This is a genomic window from Flavobacterium sp. AC274, from assembly GCF_979258275.1.
Genome location: NZ_OZ409852.1, coordinates 5,114,667 through 5,138,392 on the forward strand (window position 1 = coordinate 5,114,667; position 23,726 = coordinate 5,138,392).

The 23,726-nt window shown below is 35.7% G+C and carries 20 protein-coding genes; all 20 read left to right on the top strand.

Annotation, left to right across the window (positions count from 1 at the left end; translation table 11 throughout):
- Positions 1-12 precede the first annotated feature (12 nt).
- The 20 genes from ACZZZT_RS23090 to ACZZZT_RS23185 all read left to right on the top strand — a co-directional run bounded on the left by ACZZZT_RS23090 (position 13) and on the right by ACZZZT_RS23185 (position 23,704).
- Positions 13-2,106 carry a phage tail sheath C-terminal domain-containing protein gene (locus ACZZZT_RS23090; protein WP_463462084.1) on the top strand — a complete coding sequence of 698 codons (2,094 nt, stop codon included), beginning with the start codon at positions 13-15 and terminating at the stop codon, positions 2,104-2,106.
- A 30-nt stretch (positions 2,107-2,136) separates the two neighbouring features.
- Positions 2,137-2,565 (top strand): phage tail protein, encoded by a 429-nt coding sequence (locus ACZZZT_RS23095; RefSeq protein WP_042563917.1) that lies wholly within the window; start codon positions 2,137-2,139, stop codon positions 2,563-2,565.
- Positions 2,566-2,567: 2 nt separating this feature from the next.
- The gene (locus ACZZZT_RS23100; RefSeq protein WP_042563916.1) at positions 2,568-3,014 is read left to right on the top strand and encodes a phage tail protein; all 447 of its coding nucleotides are present in this window, start codon (positions 2,568-2,570) and stop codon (positions 3,012-3,014) included.
- Between the two features lie 2 nt (positions 3,015-3,016).
- Entirely contained in the window at positions 3,017-3,175 is a 159-nt protein-coding gene (locus tag ACZZZT_RS23105) for a DUF5908 family protein (RefSeq protein WP_463462085.1), read from the top strand.
- Between the two features lie 2 nt (positions 3,176-3,177).
- Complete coding sequence (locus tag ACZZZT_RS23110; RefSeq protein WP_463462086.1) at positions 3,178-3,861, top strand: CIS tube protein; 684 nt, start codon at positions 3,178-3,180, stop codon at positions 3,859-3,861.
- Positions 3,861-5,408, top strand: coding sequence for a type VI secretion system tip protein VgrG (vgrG, locus tag ACZZZT_RS23115; RefSeq protein WP_463462087.1), 1,548 nt, complete (start codon positions 3,861-3,863; stop codon positions 5,406-5,408). Before ACZZZT_RS23110 ends, vgrG begins: the two co-directional genes overlap by 1 nt.
- 26 nt (positions 5,409-5,434) lie before the next feature.
- Complete coding sequence (locus ACZZZT_RS23120) at positions 5,435-5,605, top strand: hypothetical protein (RefSeq protein WP_463462088.1); 171 nt, start codon at positions 5,435-5,437, stop codon at positions 5,603-5,605.
- A gap of 4 nt (positions 5,606-5,609) precedes the next feature.
- On the top strand, positions 5,610-5,900 hold the full coding sequence (locus ACZZZT_RS23125; protein WP_073397195.1) for a PAAR domain-containing protein: 291 nt from the start codon (positions 5,610-5,612) through the stop codon (positions 5,898-5,900).
- 2 nt (positions 5,901-5,902) lie between these two features.
- A complete protein-coding gene (locus ACZZZT_RS23130; protein ID WP_302094810.1) occupies positions 5,903-6,313 on the top strand; it encodes a GPW/gp25 family protein in 411 nt (136 codons plus the stop codon).
- A 679-nt stretch (positions 6,314-6,992) separates the two neighbouring features.
- Positions 6,993-7,631 carry a hypothetical protein gene (locus ACZZZT_RS23135; protein ID WP_463462089.1) on the top strand — a complete coding sequence of 213 codons (639 nt, stop codon included), beginning with the start codon at positions 6,993-6,995 and terminating at the stop codon, positions 7,629-7,631.
- On the top strand, positions 7,556-9,802 hold the full coding sequence (locus ACZZZT_RS23140) for a baseplate J/gp47 family protein (protein ID WP_463462090.1): 2,247 nt from the start codon (positions 7,556-7,558) through the stop codon (positions 9,800-9,802). The genes ACZZZT_RS23135 and ACZZZT_RS23140 overlap by 76 nt, the downstream gene beginning before the upstream one ends.
- 142 nt (positions 9,803-9,944) lie before the next feature.
- Positions 9,945-12,491, top strand: coding sequence for a hypothetical protein (locus tag ACZZZT_RS23145; protein WP_463462091.1), 2,547 nt, complete (start codon positions 9,945-9,947; stop codon positions 12,489-12,491).
- A gap of 12 nt (positions 12,492-12,503) precedes the next feature.
- Complete coding sequence (locus ACZZZT_RS23150) at positions 12,504-15,932, top strand: PKD domain-containing protein (RefSeq protein WP_463462092.1); 3,429 nt, start codon at positions 12,504-12,506, stop codon at positions 15,930-15,932.
- Entirely contained in the window at positions 15,933-17,537 is a 1,605-nt protein-coding gene (locus tag ACZZZT_RS23155) for a contractile injection system tape measure protein (RefSeq protein ID WP_463462093.1), read from the top strand.
- 13 nt (positions 17,538-17,550) lie between these two features.
- The gene (locus ACZZZT_RS23160) at positions 17,551-18,018 is read left to right on the top strand and encodes a DUF6734 family protein (RefSeq protein WP_463462094.1); all 468 of its coding nucleotides are present in this window, start codon (positions 17,551-17,553) and stop codon (positions 18,016-18,018) included.
- Between the two features lie 23 nt (positions 18,019-18,041).
- Positions 18,042-18,449, top strand: coding sequence for a hypothetical protein (locus tag ACZZZT_RS23165; protein WP_463462095.1), 408 nt, complete (start codon positions 18,042-18,044; stop codon positions 18,447-18,449).
- Between the two features lie 59 nt (positions 18,450-18,508).
- Positions 18,509-18,856 (top strand): hypothetical protein, encoded by a 348-nt coding sequence (locus tag ACZZZT_RS23170; protein ID WP_463462096.1) that lies wholly within the window; start codon positions 18,509-18,511, stop codon positions 18,854-18,856.
- A 175-nt stretch (positions 18,857-19,031) separates the two neighbouring features.
- Entirely contained in the window at positions 19,032-19,688 is a 657-nt protein-coding gene (locus ACZZZT_RS23175) for an eCIS core domain-containing protein (RefSeq protein ID WP_463462097.1), read from the top strand.
- Positions 19,689-19,709: 21 nt separating this feature from the next.
- Complete coding sequence (locus ACZZZT_RS23180; RefSeq protein ID WP_463462098.1) at positions 19,710-19,982, top strand: hypothetical protein; 273 nt, start codon at positions 19,710-19,712, stop codon at positions 19,980-19,982.
- Between the two features lie 194 nt (positions 19,983-20,176).
- Positions 20,177-23,704 (top strand): eCIS core domain-containing protein, encoded by a 3,528-nt coding sequence (locus tag ACZZZT_RS23185; protein WP_463462099.1) that lies wholly within the window; start codon positions 20,177-20,179, stop codon positions 23,702-23,704.
- Positions 23,705-23,726 lie beyond the last annotated feature (22 nt).

Here is a 23,726-nt window from a genome sequence, read left to right on the forward strand (position 1 = left end):
AAACAATCAATTATGGCAACAACTTACAAAACACCTGGTGTATATATTGAGGAAATCGTAAAGTTCCCTCCCTCTGTAGCTCAGGTTGAAACAGCGATTCCCGCTTTTATTGGCTATACTGAAAAAGCTACGAACAAGATTAATGGAGATTTAAAATTACAGCCAACCAGAATCACATCTCTTTTAGAATATGAACGTTTTTTTGGCTTTGCAAAACCAGAAACAACAATTAGTGTTACAATTAATGATGTTTCCGGTAATAGTGGCGACACGAGATCTATTATTGTAGATCAGCCAACTTCAAAACAGCCTTTTTTAATGTACTATTCAATGCAGTTATTTTTTGCAAATGGCGGCGGTCCTTGTTACATTATTTCAGTTGGTCGTTATGGAGATGATTTAGATGAAACAGACTCACCGGTTACAGTAATCACCAATAGCGATGCACTCAATGATGGATTGGCAGAATTAGAAAAAGTAGACGAACCAACACTAATTTTATTTCCTGACGCAACAAGAGTAGACGGAATACTTCCAGATAGTTTTTACGGATTATACAACAATGCGCTTGCACAGTGCCATAATCTTCAGGACAGATTTACCTTAATTGACACTCTAAGTTACGACGAATCAAGTCCAACAGATCCTAACATAGATGCTTTAAGAAATATAATTAGTTCAGAAAAAGATACTATTAAGTACGGTGCAGTTTATTATCCTCACCTAGAAACCATACTGGACTATGCTTTTGATGCCAGTAAAATTACAGTAAAACATTACTCCTATACAGCAAAAGCATATGATCAAATTGCTGCAGGATTGGAGCTTATAGAAGGCCCTACAGGAATTGACGCAACCGTAGCCAAATTGGTTGACGATTCTGTTGCAGGAGATATTGCCGGTGAGGTCAGTGACATGTTTTTACAAATGTATAGTAACAATGCAACGGGTTTTAATTTAGGAGTGACTTTTGTTACCGACGCAGCCAAAAAAACAGCTTTTTTAAAAAACCTGGATAAAGTACTTGCTACTTTAGAAAGTTTAACACTTTTGAGAAACTCGCTAAACGACGAAGCAAATGCTGCAATCAGTACAATATCTGATGAAGATATGGTTATTGCAGGTAATATTTCAAGTGCCTTGACAGCCTTTAATTTGAATTTTACTGCCACAAATAAAATTGATTCTGTATATAAAAATTTAAAAACATTAAAGAAAAAAATACAGGACGAGAACACAGCAGCTAAAATGCTTAAAATTATATCAACCGATGATGTAAGTTTTGATAAAGAATTAAAAAAACTGCTAATCTATGATCAATTGAACCTTCAAACGGGAATTACAGGACTTACAAATAATTTTTCCGGTGTTAAAGGAACGCTGCTTACACTTTTAAACCACATTAAATCTGTTAACGGAAAAGATGTAAATAATGGAGCATTAAACGGAAGAAAATTAAGCACTTTAGAAGATATTGACAACGCAACGTTCAATAAAATACTTACCGAAATTTACAATCTGCCCATAACACTTCCTCCAAGTTCTGCTGTTGCAGGGGTTTATGCCAGAGTTGATCGTGACAGAGGCGTATGGAAAGCTCCTGCGAATGTAAGCCTGAACTATGTTATAAAACCAACCGTTAAAATAACAAATACAATTCAGGATAATTTAAATGTTGATACTGTGGCCGGTAAATCCATCAACGCCATCAGAAGTTTTACGGGCAAAGGAACCTTGATTTGGGGATCAAGAACCCTGGCAGGTAATGACAACGAATGGCGTTATGTACCGGTACGACGCTTCTTTAACATGGCAGAAGAATCTATCAAAAAAGCAACCGAACAATTTGTATTTGAGCCTAATGATGCCAATACCTGGATAAGAGTCAGAGCGATGATTGAGAATTTCTTAATTCTTCAATGGAGAGCCGGAGCTTTGGCCGGAGCAAAACCTGAACAGGCTTTTTATGTTAGAATCGGAATAGGACAAACCATGTCGGCCTTGGATATTTTGGAAGGCAGAATGATTGTTGAAATCGGAATGGCAGTAGTTCGTCCGGCAGAGTTCATCATCCTTCGTTTCTCTCACAAAATGCAGGAATCTTAATTAAATATCAACATTAAAAAAATATAGATCATGAGTTATCCATTACCAAAGTTTCATTTCTCAGTTGACTGGGGAGGAACAAAAATAGGCTTTACAGAAGTCTCCGGATTAGATGTAGAAACTGAAGTTATCGAATACCGTCAGGGCGCAAGTCCGGAGTACAGTAAAATCAAGATGCCGGGCATGCAAAAATTCTCTAATATCACCTTGAAAAGAGGAACTTTTAAAAGTGATAATGAATATTACAACTGGTGGAATACGGTAAAATTAAACACTATCGAAAGAAGGGACATTACCATCAAATTACTGAACGAAGAACACGAACCGGTAATTACCTGGAAAGTAAAAAATGCATGGCCAACCAAAGTTCAGTCGACTGATTTAAAAGCCGATGGAAACGAAGTGGCGATAGAATCAATGGAATTGGTTCATGAAGGTTTATCGATTCAAAATGATTAATCATGGCTAACTATTATCCACCTGTTGGTTTTCACTTTTTAGTTGAATTTGAAGGTCTTGGCTCACAGGCAAAAGACCATCAGTTTCAATCGGTTTCCGGTTTATCTGTTGATATTGAAACTGAAGAGATAGCCGAAGGTGGTGAAAACAGATTCAAGCATAAACTTCCGGTAAAGACAAAATATCCAAACCTGAGTTTAAAAAGAGGAATGCTCATAGATTCTGCAGTAATCGACTGGTGCCGGGATGCTATCGAAAACTTCTCATTTAAACCTGTTAACCTGACAATCAAATTGCTCAATGAACAGCATCAGCCTTTGATTTCATGGAATGTGGTTCATGCTTATCCTGTAAAATGGGCTGTTGAGGATTTTAATGCTCAGGAAAGTAAACTCGTTGTAGAAAGCTTTGAACTCACTTACAATTATTTCACTTTACTTAAAAGTTAGTCATGCCGATAGAAATAAAAGAGCTTCACATCAAGATAAATGTGAGTGAAGGATCAAAACCGAGTTCTCCTCCCAGCGCTCCAAAAAACAAAGGCGAAGATCCGGTAGCGGAATGTGTAGAACAGGTAATGAAAATTATTGAACGTAAAAAAGAAAGATAGCCATGGCTGGAGAATTAGAAAAACTTAAAGTTGTTGCTTATAGTGATCCGGAATTTAACACAAAAGTTGCCGATGGTGAATTTTCTACTTTAATGAATCCGGAAAAGTACACCTATCATTATAAGATTGAAACCGATGAAAATCAGGCTGCAGGCACAAGTACGGTTTCTCCAAAGTTCAATAAAAAATTACCCGAAAATCTGGAACTCGATTTTGTTTTTGACCGAACCGGAGTAATTAACGGCTTCGAAAGTGTTCCAAATGGAATTATGGATGACATTGATAAATTCAAAAAAGTCATCCTTGATTACAATGGCGACGAACACAAGCCCAATTACCTGATTATTTCGTGGGGAACATTGCTTTTTAAAGGCGCTTTGACCGAAATGAATATTGAATTTAAACTCTTTAAACCAAATGGAACGCCAATAAGAGCGATTGCAAAAGCAAAATTTCAGGGTTTTGTCGAAGATCAGTTAAGGGCTGCAAAGGAAAACAATAAATCGCCGGATTTGACACATTTCAGAACTGTAAAAGATGGTGATACATTGCCTCTTATGTCCTTTACTATCTACGGTGATTCTAAGTATTATCTGGAAGTTGCCAGAGTAAATAACATTGTCAATTTCAGAAAATTAAAAACAGGGCAAAAACTATTTTTCCCACCCTTACAAAAACAATCCTGATGAACAATAGCGGAGTCATACAAACCAGTAAAAATGCCGATTTAGTAACGCATAAAATTTTAATTGAAGGAACAGAATTATCTAAAACCTATCAGGTAAAAAGTATTGTGGTACAAAATGAGGTCAACCGGATCCCTATGGCTCAAATCGTTCTGACAGATGGAGAAGCTTCTGAAAGAGATTTTAAATTAAGTAATGAAGATTTACTGATTCCGGGGAAAAAAATTGAAATAACGGCCGGTTATCACAATGACGAAGAAACAATTTACAAAGGCATTGTCATCAAGCATTCTATTAAAATAAAAAGCGGGACTTCGTTATTGATTATCGAATGCAAAGATGAAGCGGTAAAACTTACTATTGGAAGAAAAAGCAAATATTTTTATGATGTAAAAGACAGCGAAGCATTTGAGGAAATTATTGGCACTTACGGATTACAAAAAGATGTAGAAGCGACCAATTTCAGCCACAAAGAACTTGTTCAGTACAATACATCAGACTGGGATTTTATGGTTTCACGGGCGCAGGCAAACGGCAAACTTTGTTTTGTCGAAAATGGTAAAATTATCATTAGCAAACCAAACGTAAAATCATCATCTGTGGAAACAGTAACTTTTGGAGCCAGCTTATTAGATTTTGATGCTGAAATAGACGCCAGAAATCAATTTGCAAAAGTGTCTTCGTATAGTTGGGATTACAGCAATCAGGAATTGGTTGAAATTGAAGCAAAAGATCCGGGTATTTCCTTAAATGGAAACTTAACGGCATCAGATTTAGCCGAAACCATCGAACTGGAAAACCTCGAGTTACGTCACGGCGGAGCAATCACCGAAGCTGAACTTCAGGATTGGGCAGATGCAAAATTACTTTTTCAGCAATTATCAAAAATTCGCGGAAGAGTCAAATTTCAGGGAATTCCGGCAGTAAAACCCAACACCATTATTACGCTTGAAGGCGTTGGTGATCGATTTAACGGAAAAGCCTACATCACAGGAGTTTTTCATGAAATATCAGAAGGAAACTGGACTATTGATGCGCAATTCGGATTGAATCCGGAATGGTTCTCTGAAACATTTGACATTCATACGCCAACCGGTTCCGGAATTATCCCCGCTATAAAAGGGCTTCACACCGGAATTGTAACACAGCTCGAAAGTGATCCGAATGGCGAAGACCGAATTTTGGTGAAGATTCCAATCATCAATAATGAAGAACAGGGAATTTGGTGTCGCGTAGCTTCTCCAGATGCGGGAGAAAACAGAGGCATTTTCTTTAGACCTGAAATTGAAGATGAAGTTATCATTGGTTTTATTAATGAAGATCCAAATAATGCCATCGTTTTAGGAATGCTTCACAGCAGCGGAAAACCTGCCCCGATAACGGCTTCTGATGATAATCATCAAAAAGGAATTGTTACCCGAAGCGAAATGAAAGTTTTGTTTGATGATGAGAAAAAATCAATTGGAATTGAAACTCCGGCAGGAAAAAAATTACGCTTGACGAAGACAAAGGTGTTATTGTTATTGAAGATGAAAATTCGAACGTAATCACCATCGACAGCAACGGAATAAAAATGGAAAGTGCCGGAAACATCGAAATAAAAGCAACCGGAGATGTTAAAATTGAAGGAACGAATGTTTCGATAAGTGCCACCGCACAATTGAAGGCAGAAGGAAGCGCGGGCGCAGAATTATCGTCTGGCGCAACTGCCGTCTTAAAAGGAAGTATTGTTCAAATAAATTAAAATTATGGGAGCACCAGCAGCAAGAGTTTCAGATATGCATGTTTGCCCAATGGTAACTGCAACGGTTCCACATGTGGGCGGACCAATTTTACCTGCCGGCGTACCGACCGTTTTAATTGGCGGAGTTCCCGCAGCCTGTGTTGGCGACATGGCTACTTGCAGTGGTCCGCCGGATAGCATCGTAATGGGGTCATCAACAGTTTTAATTGGCGGAAAACCAGCTGCCAGAATGGGTGATTCAACCGCACACGGCGGAACAATAGTAGCCGGATTAGCAACAGTTTTAATAGGATAGTTATGGAAAGTGAGCAAGCTTTTTTAGGTACCGGATGGAGTTTTCCTCCAGAATTTAAAAAAACAACAAAATCTGTTGTCATGATTTCTGATGAAGAGGATATTAAAAGCAGTCTGGAAATTTTATTATCGACCAAAATTGGAGAACGTATTATGCTTCCAAAATATGGATGTAATATGGATGAACTTCTTTTTAATCCGCTAAACAGAACACTAAAAACCTTTGTATCTGAATTAATAAAAACCGCTATTCTATATCACGAACCACGAATTGATGTTGAGAAAATCGACATCAGTCAGGGAGATGACTTAAATGGTGAATTACTAGTGGTTTTAGATTATAAAGTAAGAGCGACCAATTCCAGAACCAATATGGTATATCCTTTCTATAAAGAAGAAGGAACGAATATTTGAATTAAAAATTGAGAATTAAAAATTAAAAATTTTGTGTGAAAAGATTTAGCCACAGATTACAGGGTTTAAACGATCAAAGTCGAAGCCCATGTGCCAACTGGAACGCCCTTCTCCCGAAGTCTCGGGACGCTCAGGGTGACAATTCAAAAACAAACTATAAGAGAGAAATCTGCTCGATCTGCAAAATCTGCGTGAAAAAATTTTAAAACAAAAAGGAATACCTACAAGGTTTTGAAAACCTTGCAGGATTAGCAGTAAATAAAAGATTAAAAATAATTACACCTCAGCGAAGGTTAATATTTAATAGTATTATGTGTAACAACAGCGACCATACAAACGATATATTATTCAAACGAAATGGCACAGACCAAGGCGATCGCCTGAATACTATTCTGGATCCCAACAATTTGCAGCTTCATGACTTTGATATGGAAGATTGGTTAGTTTTTACCTATAACTTCGCCAAACAGGTTAATTTTTTGAAACAAATGACAGCCAAAATCCAGCTGGTAACTGGCAGGAAATCTTTGATCATTTTGGTATTCCTAAAAATATTTCTAACAGAAATGACAAGGTTTATAATAATGTAAAACAAAATATTTCAAAAACACTTCGCAACATTGAGTTTGAAGGCACATTAACACCACATATGACTCTTTTTGTGTGTTTCTTAAAGCTGTTGGAATTATCTAAAACACGTTTTAATTTAATTACAAAAAAACACCTTGATTTCTTCTATAAAGACATTTTGCAAATCGAAAAACTTCCTGCAAAAGCAGATAAAGTGCATGTTATTTTTGAATTGGCTAAAAAAAGTATCGAAGAAAGAATTGCTCCGCTAACCAAATTAGATGCCGGAAAAGATGCTACAGGAAACAAACTTATTTACAAAACTACCGAAGAATTAATTGCCAATAAAGCTCAGATTACACAGCTTAAAAGTGTCTATAATGATATTGACCGAGGCAAAATAAAAGCCAGCGAAGTGGCAAATTCGCTTGACGGAAAAGGAGAAAGCCTTAAAGAAGAATCAAAATACTGGTTTCCTTTTGGATATACTTCTGCCGAGGAAAATTATACTGAACTACAGGCGGCTAAACTTGGTTTTGCAATTGCTTCTCCCCTGTTAGCATTACAGGAAGGAGAAAGAAATATTGATATTACAATCACTTTTAACAAGGCTCTTGACTTTAAACAAGAATCCTTTACCACAGAGGATCTTGTAAATAATATCAGTGTTTTTTGCAGTGGCGAAAAAAATGGCTGGGTGAATTTAAATTGGATGGCGAAGCTTCGAGTATTTCAGAAGATCAATTAAGACTTGTTTTTCAGGTTTCGAAAGATACTCCGGCAATTGTCAATTACAACCAAAAAATATTGGGCGAACATTTTTCCGGTACGCATCCTGTTATTCGATTTTTAATTCATACTGAAAATACAGAAGGACATTCTTTATTTAGAAATTTAGTCACAAAAACCGTTAGTAACATTAATGTAAAAGTAGATGTAACAGATGTTACCTCTTTATTGCTGGAAAGCGACACAGGTTTGCTTAACGCCGCTAAACCCTTCTATCCTTTTACAACGCAGCCTACAAAAGGTTCTTCATTTCTAATAAATTATCCTGAAATCTTTTCGAAAAAATGGAAAAATATTGATGTTACCATCAATTGGAAAAATACACCAAACTCTTTCGTAACACATTACGCTGCTTATAAAACCAACTTTCTGGACGGAAACGAGAAGGCAGATCCCATTGTAGGTAAAGATGAATATTTTACAGCGACAGCAGCTGTATTAAATAAAGAAAACTGGGTAAGCAAAGATGAAGAAGTTGTATTGTTTACAGCAAATGATGCTACGAAGGGATATAAAACTGATTTTTCTGTAAAAGAAGATAATTATGATATTGACAAAAGCGGTCCGATACGATTGACATTAAACCAATCCTTTCTGCATTCTTTATACCCAAAAATATATACGCTTGCGATATTGAGCAAAGATGCAAAACCAACGATTCCAAACGAAGCTTATACGCCATTTATCGAAACCATCAGCTTAAATTATACGGCAGAAGAAAATACAGATTTTACCCATCAAACCGAAGAAGAATACCAGACAGATCGTATAAGATTATTTCACGAAGCTCCTTTTGGACAAAGTGAAGAGCATTTGTATCTAAAAAAACTAGCGCAACAAAAAGCGGTTCTTGATGTAAATAGTACCATTGCAAGCCACCTGGTTCCTGATTATTGCAACGGAGGCGAATTTTATATTGGTCTTGACGAAGCAGAAGTTACACAGCAAATTTCCTTATTGTTTCAGATATTAGAAGGAAGCGAAAATCCGCAGGCTAAATCTTTTACAGGAAAAGAAAAAGTACACTGGTTTGTACTTTGCGATAATCAGTGGAAAAATATTGAAAACGAACTTTTGGCCAATTCTATAGATAATTTCTTAAAATCGGGTATTGTAAAATTTACTATCCCGAAACAGGCAACAAAAACCAATACTTTATTGCCGGACAACCTCATCTGGATCAAAGCCAAAATGCATAAAGCTTATGATGCTGTCTGCAAAGTTATCGATGTAAAAACACAAGTCGTTACCGCCGAATTTTTTAACAATGAAAATGATTTATCGCATTTAGAAAAAGGATTGCCGGCCGAAACGATTTCTAAATTGATTAACAGAATTACACAAGTCAAAAGTGTTTCGCAGCCTTTTAATTCTTTTGGAGGAACACCTATAGAATCTGATAATACGTATTACAAACGTGTAAGCGAACGCCTTCGCCATAAAAACAGAGCTATAACACTTTGGGATTATGAACATCTCATTCTTCAGGAATTTCCGGAAGTATTTAGAGTAAAATGTCTGAATCATACCAATAATACAACCAATTCATTTCTTTCTCCCGGCGATGTAACCCTTATTGTGGTTCCGGATATTATCAACAAAAATGTATTTGATATTTATGAGCCAAGAGTTAGCACAGCAACCTTAAATAAAATTCAAAATTACATCAGCAATTTAAACAGTATGCATGTTGATACGGCGGTTATTAATCCGGAATACGAACAAGTGGTGGTTAAATTAAGTGTCAAGTTTTATGCTGAATATGATGAGAATTTTTATATAAAACAATTGAATGAAGATATAGCAAAATTCTTGTCTCCGTGGGCATTTGATACCTCTCAGGATATTCTTTTTGGAATTGAATTACACCGAAGCACCGTAATTGACTACATCGAAAAATTATACTATGTAGACTATTTAGCCGAATTAGAAATGGCAAAACTTGAAAACAATCCAGAACCCGAAAATCCAAATGATGCTGCTTATCAGGCCAAATTGGAATTTCTGCCAATAGTCTCTCCGTCAGACCCAAAACGCATTCTTGTATCGGTAAAAAATCACATTATTTCTACAGATATAAAAACTTGTAAAGATCCAATTATTCAACTACCAGAAAAATGTCAGTATTAAACCCACATAGCACTATTCCTAAAAAAGTTGCCACCGAAGACGACCTGGATTTCTTTTACCTAAGAAAAAAGGTATTGAATATATCGAGCAGCTTGGAGGCAAATTATGGACCGATTTTAACTCGCATGATCCGGGTATCACGATGTTAGAAATGTTATGCTATGCCATAACAGATCTTGGTATGCGAATGAATCTTCCTATCGAAAACATATTGGCTTCTGATCAAAAGAGCAAGGGAATAGCTTCACAGTTTTTTAAAGCGTCAGAAGTGTTGCCTACAAGTCCCGTAACAGCACTCGATTACAGAAAATTGTTTATCGATATCGACGGCGTTAAAAATTGCTGGCCGGCAAAACATAAAAAAACGGTTTATGTAAATTGTAAAGAAGATAAATTATCCTATGATTCTAAAGATTTTAACGAAGTTCCGAGAGATTTTAAAAAGGAGTTTAATCTTAAAGGTTTATATGATCTTTATGTAGATTTTGAAAGCACAAATCCTTTGGAAATTAACAAAGTTAAAAACAAAATCAGAGAAAAATACCATGCCAACAGAAACCTGTGCGAAGATCTGATCAACGTTATAAAAGTAGATGAATTTCCGATAAAAATATGCGCCAGTATTGAGGTAGATACTCAGGCCGATGAAGAAATGGTTCACGCACTTGTACTGCATGCACTTGATGGCTATTTATCGACAACAGTCAAGTTTTATTCTGTTAAACAAATGATGGATAAGGGATATACTTCCTTAGAAATTTTTGACGGTCCAATTCTTGAAAATGGTTTTATAGACACCAAAGAGTTAATCGAAGCCGAACTAACCAGTGAAGTACGATTGTCTGATATTATAAAATTAATCATGAATGTGCCGGGTGTTATCTCCATCAAAGATATCGCTATGGGAGATTGCGGAGATGGCGATGCAAATTTAAATCAATGGCTAATTTGTCTTAAAGAATATCAGAAACCGATAATTTGTTATAAAAGTGTATTCAATTATAATAAAGGTTTACTGCCGTTAAATATCGATAAGGAACAAGTAGCAATTTATCTTGACGAAATTGATGCTGCAAAAGATGCGGCCACTGCTTTTTCGAGTCAAAATAAAGAACTGAAATTACCCGACGGAAGCTATCTGGACATAGAAAGTTATACAACGATACAAAATGATTTTCCGGATACTTATGGTATTGGAGAAGATGGTTTGCCAACAAGAGCCACAGCAGCCCGAAAATCTCAGGCAAAACAACTTAAAGGTTATCTTTTATTTTTTGATCAGATTTTAGGAAGCTATTTTAAACATTTAGGACAGGTGAATGAAATGCTTTCGGTAAGCGGTAATCTTACCAAAACATTTTTTACTCAGGCTATAAAAGATATCGACGGGCTTAGTGAACTGGTTTCCAATTACCCAGAAAAAAACGATGAACATCTTACAGAAATTCTTTTTGAAAAACTGGACAATAATATAGAGAGAAGAAATGATATTCTGGATCATCTTTTAGGTCGTTTTGCCGAAAGTTTTTCTGAATATGTTTTCATCAACAAAAGTATTTATGGCAATGCTACAGACGAAGTGGTACTGAAAAACAAAGAAGATTTTCTGAAAGATTATAAAATCGTAAGTAAAAATCGAGGCAACTCTTTTAACTACTACAAACAGCCAAATAGTAATTTATGGGATACCGATAATGTTTCGGGAGTAAAAAAGAGAATATCCAGACTTTTAGGAATCAAAGATTATAATAGAAGAAACCTGTCTGATTCTTTTGTTGACTTATATCATTTTATTGATTCAGACAATCAGCTTGTTTACCGATGGAGAATCAGAGATACAGAAGACAATATTGTACTCTCCGGAACTACAGAATATTATGATACTTCGGCGGCCAACAGAGAACTATATTTTGCGGTTTTGCAAATTATTCAAACCAGAGAACATGATGTTGAAGAAGCTTTTAAAAAAGGAATTTCAGATCCTGAGGTTATTGGCAACATTCAGATTCATCAGGCAGATTCGGGCAAATATTCTTATGACATCATTAATCCGTTAATTACAGACGAAGACAACCCTGACCGAATTATTGCAAAACGATATACGTATTATGATACTTTACAGGAACTAAAACAATCTATTCTGGATTTGATTTATTTCATGAAAGAAGTTTTTACAGAAGAAGGAATGTTTATTGTCGAACACATGATGCTTCGTCCCGATGTAAATCTGATTACCGTAAATCCGGAAACATTTTTACCGATTTGTACCGATGAATGCAAAAGCTGCGAACCGCTGGATCCCTACTCCTATCGCATTAGCATTGTCCTGCCCGGGTATACGCTGCGTTTTGCCAATACTGATTTTAGAAATTATATGGAAAAGGTCATTAAAGAAGAATTGCCATCGCACGTATTAGCAAAAATTTGCTGGATCGGGCACAGGAAAAATGAAATCGATGACCCGCTCGAAAATGAACTTGTGCAATTTGAAAACTCTTATAAAGCATATTTGTTTGCCAAAACAGCACTGAACCAGGAACAACCGGAAACAGAATTAATATCATTTATTAAAGCTCTCTCCCACCTTAGCAATATATATCCTACGGGAAGATTATTTGATTGCAGCGACGAAAACGAAAATCAATTCCAAAAAATAATACTGGGAAAAACAAATTTAGGATCACTATAAATACCATTCAAAATGTTAGCAAAACTTTCAACCATAACAACTTTGTACCGAAAATTTACAAAAAATCAGGTACTTACAGAAGGACATCTTAACGAGATTGTAGATTATTTTGATGATCAGGACCGTATTTCCAGAATTGGTTTTAGTGGTGTGGGCATCATTTGCGGGTTTCAGGTTTCTTATAATGAATCGGCAAAAAACATCTCCATAACACAAGGTAGCGGAATAACTACTGATGGTGATCTTATTCATTTATACAATACTATTCCTAACGGCGAAAAAGTCATTGATTTTGAAAGCAAACAATACACGCATTACAAAGTACACGACAACAAAAAAGCAGCTTACAAACCTTATTTCTACAATGGCAGCGATCAGCTTGAAATTTTCGAACTCTTAACTTACGAACAACAGGCGCTTGACAGTGCCAATACTTTCCTCATAGAATTTCTTAAAGAAAATACAGGATTAGACCTTACTGATGCCGTAACTTTATTATATATAGAAACTTATGAGAAAGAGGCCGATCTGTGCGTAAGTCTTTCCTGCGATAATCAGGGATTAGAAATTATTGGCAATCACAAAGCGTTATTGGTTAGTAAAGCTGTTGCAGATCAAATTAACAGCCATGATATAATTTTCAACGCAGTCAATTTTGCTAACCTGTATTATAAACTGCCATCGGTAATTTCAAACCGTATCGTTTTACATCCCGAAAATTTTATCAATTATACCGAAATCAAAAAAACATTCACCAACGGTATATTCAAAAACAATGTGATAAAAAAACTGAACGAAGGTTTTGAAATCCTGCTGAAGAGTTTACAAATGCCGGAAATTTTAAATTCAATTCAAAAAAATCTGGCAGAATTATTTGATTTTGATGAGAATAATATCCCTCCTGATTTTCAATACAAATACGATCTTCTCAACGATTTAATTGATACTTATAACGAGATAAAAAACTTATTAGCTCATATGGACGGTGAATTTTGCTGTCCGGATTTAAAATCTTTTCCCAAACATTTAATGTTGGGAGAAATCGTAAAAACCAAACCGTATTTTGAATACCGACACGGTTTTTACAAATCGCCTTTGCTTACTGGTCAAAACCTTAGTACTGCCAATGATTGTTTGCCATTTGACTTGTTTAATGAGCCCGTAAAAGAAGAGGAAGTTTATGAATTTATTATCGATCCGGAAGGTAAGGAAATTAAAATTTGCTACGGAAAAAACACCCATTTACAGCAATTATACAGCCTTATAAAACGCGCTGTACAACTACTGGCCAATTACAACGTCAATTTTAATGACATCAAAATTACGCCTAGTTTTGAGTTGGGTAGTTTAAGTAAAAAAGCGATTCCGTTTTATAATAATGTTGGAAATCACCTTATTGAACTTTGGGATTACGAAAAAACAGCAATAGCAAAACAATACAGCAACAGAAGTTACCACGACCACTATTTAAATATAAAACAACCGCTGGAATTTATTTCAGACCATGATTTTTACAGAATTGAAGGGCATCACGGAAAAAATTACAAGGAAGCCTTAAAAATGATTCAGGAAATAAGACGTCAGCACGGTTTAGGGTTTAATGTTGTCGTACTTGGCGTAACTGATTATGAAGCAAAAGAAGTTATAGAGAATTTTACTTCGTATTATCTCAACAAAAATCATGGCTATGAACACAAAGCAGGTGTAGCACCGGGAGGCACTTTTATCATGATTTATATCGAAGACGAATACAGATCGTATCCGTATTATTATTCAGAAGGGAATTCCTTAGCAGGCGATTTTGAAAGCGAAGGCAGTAAGGAAGAAGCGATTGTATATAATCCCATCATTGCCGATTTTACTTTGCCTTATTTGTGCTGCGACGATAATGTAATATCGCTCTCTTTACCTGTAGACAAACTTTGTTTTGATGAAAAAACTTCCTATTATCCATTTCATGTAACGCCAACCGGAGGTTATGTCAAAGCAGATATTAGCGAATATTTGAATGGAGGAGTTACAAAAAATGAATACGGCGAATTTGTTTTTGATCCAAAACTCGTGAGCGAAGAACTTATAGGCCAGCCCATAACTTTTACGGTCAATAACATCGAAACAAAATGTGAAGTAACCATTTTTAGAAAACCAAAATTTGATTTTACAACCGTAATCACGCCATCAGAAGAAAGCAATGAAGTTACTGTTGATTTTATTATTACGAGCGATAATCAGGACAAAATACAATACGTTTGGGATTTTGGTGATCAAAGCGGTATCATTATCACTACTGAAACAAAAATCCAGCATACCTATACCTATGAATCGCCAGTAGAAGACAGTTATAGTTTTCCTGTAAAAGTGGTTGGAGATAATGGCAACTGCAGCTACACAGTAAACCATTCGGTAACTTTTGAAATTGCAGATATCAAAGTTAGTATTGACGTTAATAATGTCTGCAGAAATGACGATACTCCGTATGTTTTCACCATCGAATCTAAAGGTAAAAAAGTAATATTAAGCGGCGACGGCGTTTCTTTCGATGAAGATACAAAACAATATGTTTTTATTGGTTATGATGTTCCTCCAGAAGTAAACAAGGTCGTGGTTTACGTAAATGGCAAACCTTCGGATATTGTCATTAAGATGCTAAATCTGCCAATAGCAAAATTTGATTATACTATTGAAAATGATAACCTGACCTTAATCAACAATTCTGAAGACGCAGTAAAATATGTATGGGAAATAGCAGGAGTAGTATTTGAAACCGAATCAACCGAACCCTTAATAAGCTCGATTTCAAAATATGAAAGTGCATCCATTCAGGTAACACTTTATGCCTACAGTAAATATTGCGGTGAAGATACCGATGGTCCAAGAGATATACCTCTTATAGAAAGAATTCCTATAGATAACTGTACAAAAAGTGTCAACACCTTTATCAAAAAAACAAAACTGATGTTTAAAGAAATAGACAGTCTGCCTGAATTAGAAAAATTTGGTAAAGACACTATTTTTATCAAAACCGAAGTTGAAAAGCAAATTCAAAATGTAGCCGAAAAAACAACTGCTTACATAAATGGTGAATTCAACCATTTATTAGTCGAAATGTTTACAGACAGTCTTTACAACAAAGTATTAGTTGCTACAGATACTACAATAAATAGTGAAAAAATAGCTCTGAGTTCCCTTACCGAAAGTCATATCGAGCTGTTTTATTTTATCCTAAAATGCCAGCAAACAAAAAACATCAAAGAATTTACTGATCAGATTAAATCTGTTTTGGATCGTATTAACGCGTTGCTGGTAAGTCTTAAAAAAGTCAAATACAATACAGACCCTAAGGGAACATTAAAAATATTCCTGTCAGATATGAAAGTTGTATTTAATGATGTCACTTTTATAGTAGACGAAATCAACAAACAAATAAACTATCTAAGCTAAATGCAGACTGCGAATCAACATATTATCAATAAGCTGTTTCTTGAAGTCAATACCTCTTCTAAACAAAAGGCGTATTATCTCAAAGACAATCTAAACGCGTTTTTAAAAGAGGAAGTTTTTCCTCTTTTAGAAGCTTATTTTGATACGCTTCATGATAAAATGCCATTGCAGAGTATTCAGATAGAAAAATTAAACATCGATTTTTCAATGCCTGCTGATTTTGATTTTAATACTCTAAAAATCGAAATCATAAATCAGTTTCAAAAACAAATAGAACAACAAATAGATAAGGGCTTTCCTGATACAAAAAATTACAACCTGGTTCCTGTCAAAGAAAAAAATATCAATGAATTTTTCAGTTTTTTAGAAACCGGAACGACTTCGTGGTGTGCTCTTTCAAAAGACATTCTCAACCTCAGCACAGAGAATCAATTTGAAGAAATGATCAGCGAAAAAACTTTTGGTTTAAAACTAAAAAAGGCATTAGAAAATCGACAAAGCAGAATCAGATTCATCAAACAATTATCAGATAATCAGATTTATAGCATTCTTGCGAAAACATTTCTTATCGAATTAAGTGCTTCTGAACAAACAACTTCTGGAAATAGTAACAAAATAAAAGACACTATAAATACCGTTATTTTAAAATCAAAACAAGGATTACATCAGAGAAATCTAGTTTGGGATCTACTTATTTCGCAATTATTAAAGGAAAATGAAAGTCTAATACAGAAAAAATTAGTTGAGCTGTTTACTTCATTTGATGTTATTAAAAAGTACCCTTCAACATTTGTTTTAGAAATTATAAAGAAGCAAATAGTAAATCAATCCGTTTTAGAAATACTAATTAATCTGGAAAATGAAGTTTTGCTTATAGCGAATATTCTCGAACACAAAACTTCAGAAACACTTCAAAACAAAGACAATAACTTATCAGAATCAAATTTTACAAAACCCAACAAATCTTCTGTTTCGGATGATAAAAAAGCTGAAGAAATAAATTTGATTTTCGATACTAATAAAGAAATTTTCAATAATAATAAAGATATTAAAACAGAAGAAATTTTGAATTCTGATTTGTTATTAAATGAGGAAATCCTTGCTGAAACCGCTACTGATTATTACGTAAACAATGCCGGATTAATTCTCATTCACCCTTTTCTAAAACAGCTTTTTGAGAATTGCAAATTACTCCATAAAGATAATACCATAAATGATCCCGAAGTTGCGGCGCATCTTTTACATTATATCGCCACGGCCAAAGAACAGGATTATGAACACGAAATGCTGTTCGAAAAATTCTTGTGCAACATTCCGGCAAACCAAACCATAAACAGAAATATTAGACTATCAGAAGAATTAAAAAATCATAGTAATGAAATGCTACAGGCCGTTCTGGAAAATTGGTCAATCATGAAAAATTCTTCTGTTGCCTTATTACAAAACGAATATTTACAAAGGCCTGGAAAAATAATGTTGTCTGAAGATCATCCGAAAGTTATTGTCGAAAGAAAAACACAGGATATTTTGCTGGATAAAATTACCTGGAATTTAGGAATTGTAAAACTGGCCTGGAAAAACAAAATAATTTTTGTTGACTGGTAATAAATAAATGAAGATGAGCACCGAAAATAAAACATTTATGAAAGAAGAACCAAGAATTATCTACAGTCTGGATACTTTTCCTTTACTAAATAACCGCTGGCAAGTGGGTAATAAATTGAAGGAAACCATCTATATGACGGCTTTAAGCATTTTATACAGTCATCTCTGGTACAAAGACATTGAACTTTATACTGACGAAACTGTGTATAAATTCTTGTATATGCTGCCATGTAAAGTGGCAAAAGTAAGCAATGAAAAAAATAAAGAACTCTGGATGAAATCGAAAATTCATGCTATCGAAAAACAGACAAAACCCTTTGTTCATCTCGACACAGATGTGTTTATAAAAAACAAAATCAACTTTAATTTCGAGACTGTAATACTGGAAAGAAAAGAATGCGGCTACGAAATGCATTATAAAAGACAAATTGATTTTTTTCTCAATATACCAAACAGCTATCCTATTGGCATTCTAATTTAGGACACGCTTACGGTTGTGGCATATTGGGTTTTAATGATCTCAAACTTCGTGACAATTTTGTAAATGCTTATTACGATCTGGAACAAATTTATGTGGCACATCGCGAAGAATTTGCTCCCTTAAAACAACAAGGATTTGAACCCTGCATTGTTATCGAACAATACAATCTGGCAGCGATTTTAAATTATTACAACATCACGCCAACCTTATTGCTTAAAGGACAAAATATCACCGAACATGGCAGATGTGCCAATGAATTGGGCTATAGCCATCTCTTTGGTCTTAAAAAGTACAAAAAAAACATTACAGACGAAATTGAATACCGACTGTTTAAAATTTTTCCGTATTGGTATGACCAAATAAAAATTGAATTAGAAAAACATCAAATACTGCAAAAAGAAGATGTAAATCCTAAAATTATGGTTGCTTAAAATAAGCCAATTACGAGTAAAGAAATAATTATCTGTTTTAAATTATAAAAAATGAAGCTATGAGATCTTTAGAAAACAGAAAACAGGACAAGCACTCGCCTTCTCCTTTTTTTGAACCAAAAATTCAGAAAAAATTAAAAACAGGAACGGCAGGTGATCAATTTGAAGTAGAAGCCGATAGAGTTGCAGATCAGGTAACAAACAATCGTTCTTCTGGCGGCGGACTTTTGCAATCGAAAGAAGAAATTCAGCAAAAACCCATTTCAGAAACTATTTCTTCTGTTCAGGCAAAAGATATGAAGGAAGAAAAAGAACCCGTTCAAAAAAATCGGATAAAAAAGAGGACGAAAAACCAGTTCAGAAAAAAGGGAAGGACGAGGAAAAACCCGTTCAAAAAAATCGGATAAAAAAGAAGACGAAAAACCTGTTCAGAAGAAAGGAAAGGACGAAGAAAAACCCGTTCAGGCGAAATGCGACAATTGCGAAAAAGAAGATAAAGTTCAGAAAAAAGATCAAAAAGAAGAGGAAAAACCAGTTCAGAAAAAAACAGAAAATGCAGAAAGTGACATTCAGAACAATGAATTGGAAGGAAAATTGGAAAGTTCAAAAGGAAGCGGAAATCTTTTAGACCAAAAAACAAAAAGAGAAATGGAATCAGGTTTTGGCAGCGATTTCAGTAACGTAAAAATCCATACCGATTCAAATGCCGTTCAAATGAGTCAGGAACTGGGCGCACAGGCTTTTACCAACGGAAATGATGTTTATTTTAACGAAGGAAAATACAATCCTGATTCTAAAGAAGGAAAACATTTACTGGCGCATGAATTAACACATACTGTTCAGCAAGGAAATCGAAGTAAAAATGTTCAAAAACAAAGCAATGTTGTGCAATTAGCCACAATACCATGGAATATAAACCAATGGACAACACACAAACGTGTATCAAACAACTTTAGTGTTGGCAGTGGTGGTTCTATACAAGTGAGTTCTAATTTGGGTTGGGTTGGTCCGCCCAGATGTAGTGATATAGCCAATGCAATAGAAGTTAAAATATACCGAAGTGCAGATTATTGGTTTGATAGTAATGTGCATTCTGAAACGATTTCATTATCAGGAGGAAGTACCTCGGTTTCAGATTTAAGCAGCGGCACCTATTATGTCGAAATTTATTTGGGAGGCTATAACGGAGATCCAACACATTGCAGTTTAACCGGAAACATTTCTATAACAACATCATAACCAGACCATAAAAGCTTTTCTATGTCAGCATTTAGCCAAAAATCAAAATCAAATCCTTCCAGCGCATCTGCTTTTAACTCAAGACAGGGCGACGATTTTTTTGGTGTTCAGGCAAAACTCAACATTGGAAAATCAAATGATAAATATGAAGTTGAAGCTGATAATGTTGCTGACCAGGTAGTATCAAAAAAACAAAACAGTACTTCCGAATCTTTCTTTAGTCCATCGCCTGCAGTTCAAAAAAATCAAATGAACCGAAAAAGGACGAAAATGCTGTTCAGAAAAAATCATTAGCAGAAAATATCACTCCTGTTGTTCAGTTAAAAACAGAGAAAGAAGAAACAGTCCAAAACAAAACTGAAGTTACTAAAACTGCCGAAAAAACTCCAAACCCAAAACCCCTTGTTCAACAAAAGAAAACCGACGAGGAAATTCAAACCAAAGGAGACGAGGAAATTCAGGCAAAAGAAGAAGATAATGAACTTCAGATGAGTCCGGCCGCAGCATCGGGTTCGTCTGACAGTCCTAATATTGAAAGCACTTTAAACAGTAGTAAAGGCGGAGGCTCTCCCCTTTCGGGAAAAATAAAAACCGAAATGGAATCCGGTATCGGAGCCGATTTCAGTAATGTACGCATTCACAATGACTCCACTGCTGTGCAAATGAATCAGCAATTGGGCGCACAAGCATTTGCAACCGGAAACAATATTTATTTTAACGAAGGAAAATACAATCCCAATTCGCAGGAAGGCAAGCATTTACTGGCTCACGAATTAACACATACCGTTCAGCAGGGAGCTACTATTCGCAAAAAACCACAAGAAATATCCCCTGCTCCCGAAATGATTCAGGGTTCGCTATTGTCCTTTGCGATTCCCGGTTTTATAAAAGACAACGTCAGACATATTCCGGGTTATACACTGCTTACAGTTGTAGCAGGTTATGATCCCTTGAATGATGTAAATGTCGATAGAAATGCCATCAATCTTATTGAAGGATTTATGGGATTGATTCCCTTTGGGACAGCCATATTTGATAAATTGCAGGAATATGGCATTATTGATCGTGTTTTTGATTGGGTCAACAATCGTTTGAGTGAATTGGGCCTCAGTATGGACGCGTTACTCAAACTCGTTAAAGATGCTTGGGACGAATCTTCAGTTACAACTTTCATAGATGTTGCCAGAGCTAAATTTAATGAATTAGTACATCGGGTAACTACTTTCGCAACTTCGCTTGTCGATCAGGTAATTATCTGGATAAAAGAAGCCTTGATTGGTGTTGCAGAACCTCTACTGGCAGAAAACAAAGCCTGGTCATTAATCAAAAAAATAATCAAATACGATCCATTACGCGATGAAGCAGTCAATGCAACAACAGTAGAAATATTAGAAGATTTTCTAATCTTAATAGACAAGCAAACCGAGCTTGAGCAAATGCGCGAGAAAGGCACGCTGCAAAAAACTGCCGACTGGCTTGACACTCAGGTTGGAACTTTCAATTCGTTATTAGGCGAGCTTCGCGGACTTATAACTTCGGCATGGGATGCTATTCAGCCTTCTAACCTAATGAATATTGCTGATAATCTTACAGCACTTGCAGCTCAGGCGGGCGGATTCCTGCAACGTGTTTGGGATTTTGCCTCTGGCGTGGCGCTCAAAGTATTAGAACTTGTTAAAGACTCATTGTTAGGATGGCTGTCTTCACAAGCAGCAACCGTAAGAGGTTATTCTTTGATAAAAGTAATTATAGGGCGTGATCCATTTACCAATGAAACTGTCGAAAGATCAGTTCCAAATCTCATTAGAGGTTTTATGAGTTTGATGGAAGGCGGCGAAGAACAATATGCCCAAATGGTTGAATCTGGTGCAATAGCCAGAATTGCCGGCGAAATTGAAGCGGCTGTTGCTACTCTAAACATGACGCCAACTTCAATTATTCAACTCTTTACAGATCTTTGGAATTCGTTTACCATCAACGATCTTATTAATCCTCTTGATGCTTTCATTAGAATTATCGACAAATTCGGAGAACCAATCGGCAGACTGATTGCTTTTGTGGCAGAAATCATCAGGATTGTGATTATGGCGATTCTTCAAATCATGAATTTCCCATTTGATCTTATAGGAAACATCATTACCAGAGCTTTAGAAGCAATTGATGATATTAAAAAAGATCCAATTGGTTTCTTAAAAAATATCTTTAAAGCCCTGAAACAAGGATTCATTCAGTTCTTCGACAATATTGTTACCCATTTAATCAATGGTGTAACGGGCTGGCTGATGAGCGAGTTAAAAGATGCCAATATTCCTGTACTTACTGATTTTACTTTAAAAGGTGTTATTACCTGGGTAATGGAAGTATTGAATATCTCAATGGAAAAAATCTGGGAAAAACTTGCGGCACATCCACGCATAGGACCTGCAAGAGTTGCCAGAATTAGAAGCATGATTAATACGCTAGAAGGCATTTGGACATTCATTAAAGATGTACAAGAAAGAGGAATGGCTGCTATTTGGGATAAAATTCAGGAACAGCTCAGTAATTTATGGAATACCGTTCTCGATGCTGTAAAAAACTTCGTGATGGAACGCATCGTAAACCGCATAACAGCCAAGCTTTTAAGCATGTTAGACCCAACCGGAATCATGGCAATTATAAACGGGGCAATAGCTTTCTTCAACGCCATACAAAGTTTTATAAAATACCTGCGTGAAATGCTCGAAGTCGTTAACTCTTTTGTCAACGGTGTCGCAGATTTAGCCAAAGGCAATGTAACAACAGCAGCCAATTATCTGGAAAGAACTATGGGACAAGCTATGCCGGTCGTAATCGGTTTCTTAGCCAATCAGGTTGGCTTAACAGGAATTGGAGCAAGAATTGGCGAAATGATTATTTCTGTACAGCAAATGGTTGATGAGGCATTGACTTGGCTGGTGAATAAAGCTGTTGATACGGGAATGGCGATGTTAGACAGAATTATGGGAAGAGGTGAACCTGAAGCTGCTGCAAGTGGTCCAATTGCGGGAGCTTTAGCTGAAATTGATAGTGAAACAGAAAAAGAAAATGATGAGGGAGAAGTTACGGTAGATGAAGCTCAGGCAATAAAAAACAAAGTAAACAATGACCATTCGTCTGTAATTGAGATTTCATCAGTTGCTGATGGAGGAGAAACCTGGGATTATACTTACATACAGAAAGCTGGCGGAGTTAAGAAGACTCCTAGAAAAAAGACAGATCCTACAGTTATAACCGCAACTGCTGATGGCGACGGAAGACCTTCGAGAGTAATTGCAAATCCATTAACGAGTAAAAAACCAGTCGCTGGCCCAGGTGTTGCTACCGGAAGCAGATCGGTAATTGTCGGTCAGAATCTGATTGATCAATGGGTGGCACAAACAGGTGTAAAACATCCTCAATCAACTGCTTTGGGTGTACATATTGTAGCTCATCATTTATTTGGAAAATGGAATGCTTCTAATATTGTTTTTGGCTTAAAAACTTTGAATGAACAAATGAAAGTACCAGAAAAAATTGCGAGCGATAATAAAACAAGTAAACTTGAATATGACATGACTGTCCAATACCATGAAAACGATAAAAGTGCTGCAGATGCCCTGCCTGGTATTACTGATCCTACAATTGATCAAGTAAAAAAAGCAATAGGATTTTATGTTGCCAAATCAATAACAGGACCAATTAACAAAATAAATGATGATGGCTCAAAAACCTCTATCGGAAATGCAAATGCACAAGCCCCTACTTTTCCGGATATTGGAAGAATTACCGATATTGGTGAATTAATTATCGAGCGTCTTAAAGGTAATACAAGCGCAATAACAACCGTTGAAGACGGTGTAACATACAAAAAAACAGGTTACACAAATTATACAACCCTCGCTGCTGATATTAGCAAAAGTGTAAATAAAACAAGGGAAAAACTTCAAATTTTAACAACTAGTAAAAAAATAACACGGGTTGGAAATAATTATTATGTTAATCCTAATGCAACCTAAAAATTCAGTAATTATGAAAAAA

Coding starts and splice junctions, on each gene's coding strand:
- ACZZZT_RS23100 (WP_042563916.1), top strand. CDS start 2,568: ATGGCTAACTATTATCCACCTGTTGGTTTTCACTTTTTAGTTGAATTT.
- ACZZZT_RS23185 (WP_463462099.1), top strand. CDS start 20,177: ATGAGTCCGGCCGCAGCATCGGGTTCGTCTGACAGTCCTAATATTGAA.
- vgrG (WP_463462087.1), top strand. CDS start 3,861: ATGAACAATAGCGGAGTCATACAAACCAGTAAAAATGCCGATTTAGTA.
- ACZZZT_RS23120 (WP_463462088.1), top strand. CDS start 5,435: ATGGAAAGTGCCGGAAACATCGAAATAAAAGCAACCGGAGATGTTAAA.
- ACZZZT_RS23095 (WP_042563917.1), top strand. CDS start 2,137: ATGAGTTATCCATTACCAAAGTTTCATTTCTCAGTTGACTGGGGAGGA.
- ACZZZT_RS23145 (WP_463462091.1), top strand. CDS start 9,945: ATGTTAGAAATGTTATGCTATGCCATAACAGATCTTGGTATGCGAATG.
- ACZZZT_RS23130 (WP_302094810.1), top strand. CDS start 5,903: ATGGAAAGTGAGCAAGCTTTTTTAGGTACCGGATGGAGTTTTCCTCCA.
- ACZZZT_RS23180 (WP_463462098.1), top strand. CDS start 19,710: ATGTCAGCATTTAGCCAAAAATCAAAATCAAATCCTTCCAGCGCATCT.
- ACZZZT_RS23090 (WP_463462084.1), top strand. CDS start 13: ATGGCAACAACTTACAAAACACCTGGTGTATATATTGAGGAAATCGTA.
- ACZZZT_RS23125 (WP_073397195.1), top strand. CDS start 5,610: ATGGGAGCACCAGCAGCAAGAGTTTCAGATATGCATGTTTGCCCAATG.
- ACZZZT_RS23150 (WP_463462092.1), top strand. CDS start 12,504: ATGTTAGCAAAACTTTCAACCATAACAACTTTGTACCGAAAATTTACA.
- ACZZZT_RS23170 (WP_463462096.1), top strand. CDS start 18,509: ATGAGATCTTTAGAAAACAGAAAACAGGACAAGCACTCGCCTTCTCCT.
- ACZZZT_RS23110 (WP_463462086.1), top strand. CDS start 3,178: ATGGCTGGAGAATTAGAAAAACTTAAAGTTGTTGCTTATAGTGATCCG.
- ACZZZT_RS23155 (WP_463462093.1), top strand. CDS start 15,933: ATGCAGACTGCGAATCAACATATTATCAATAAGCTGTTTCTTGAAGTC.
- ACZZZT_RS23160 (WP_463462094.1), top strand. CDS start 17,551: ATGAGCACCGAAAATAAAACATTTATGAAAGAAGAACCAAGAATTATC.
- ACZZZT_RS23105 (WP_463462085.1), top strand. CDS start 3,017: ATGCCGATAGAAATAAAAGAGCTTCACATCAAGATAAATGTGAGTGAA.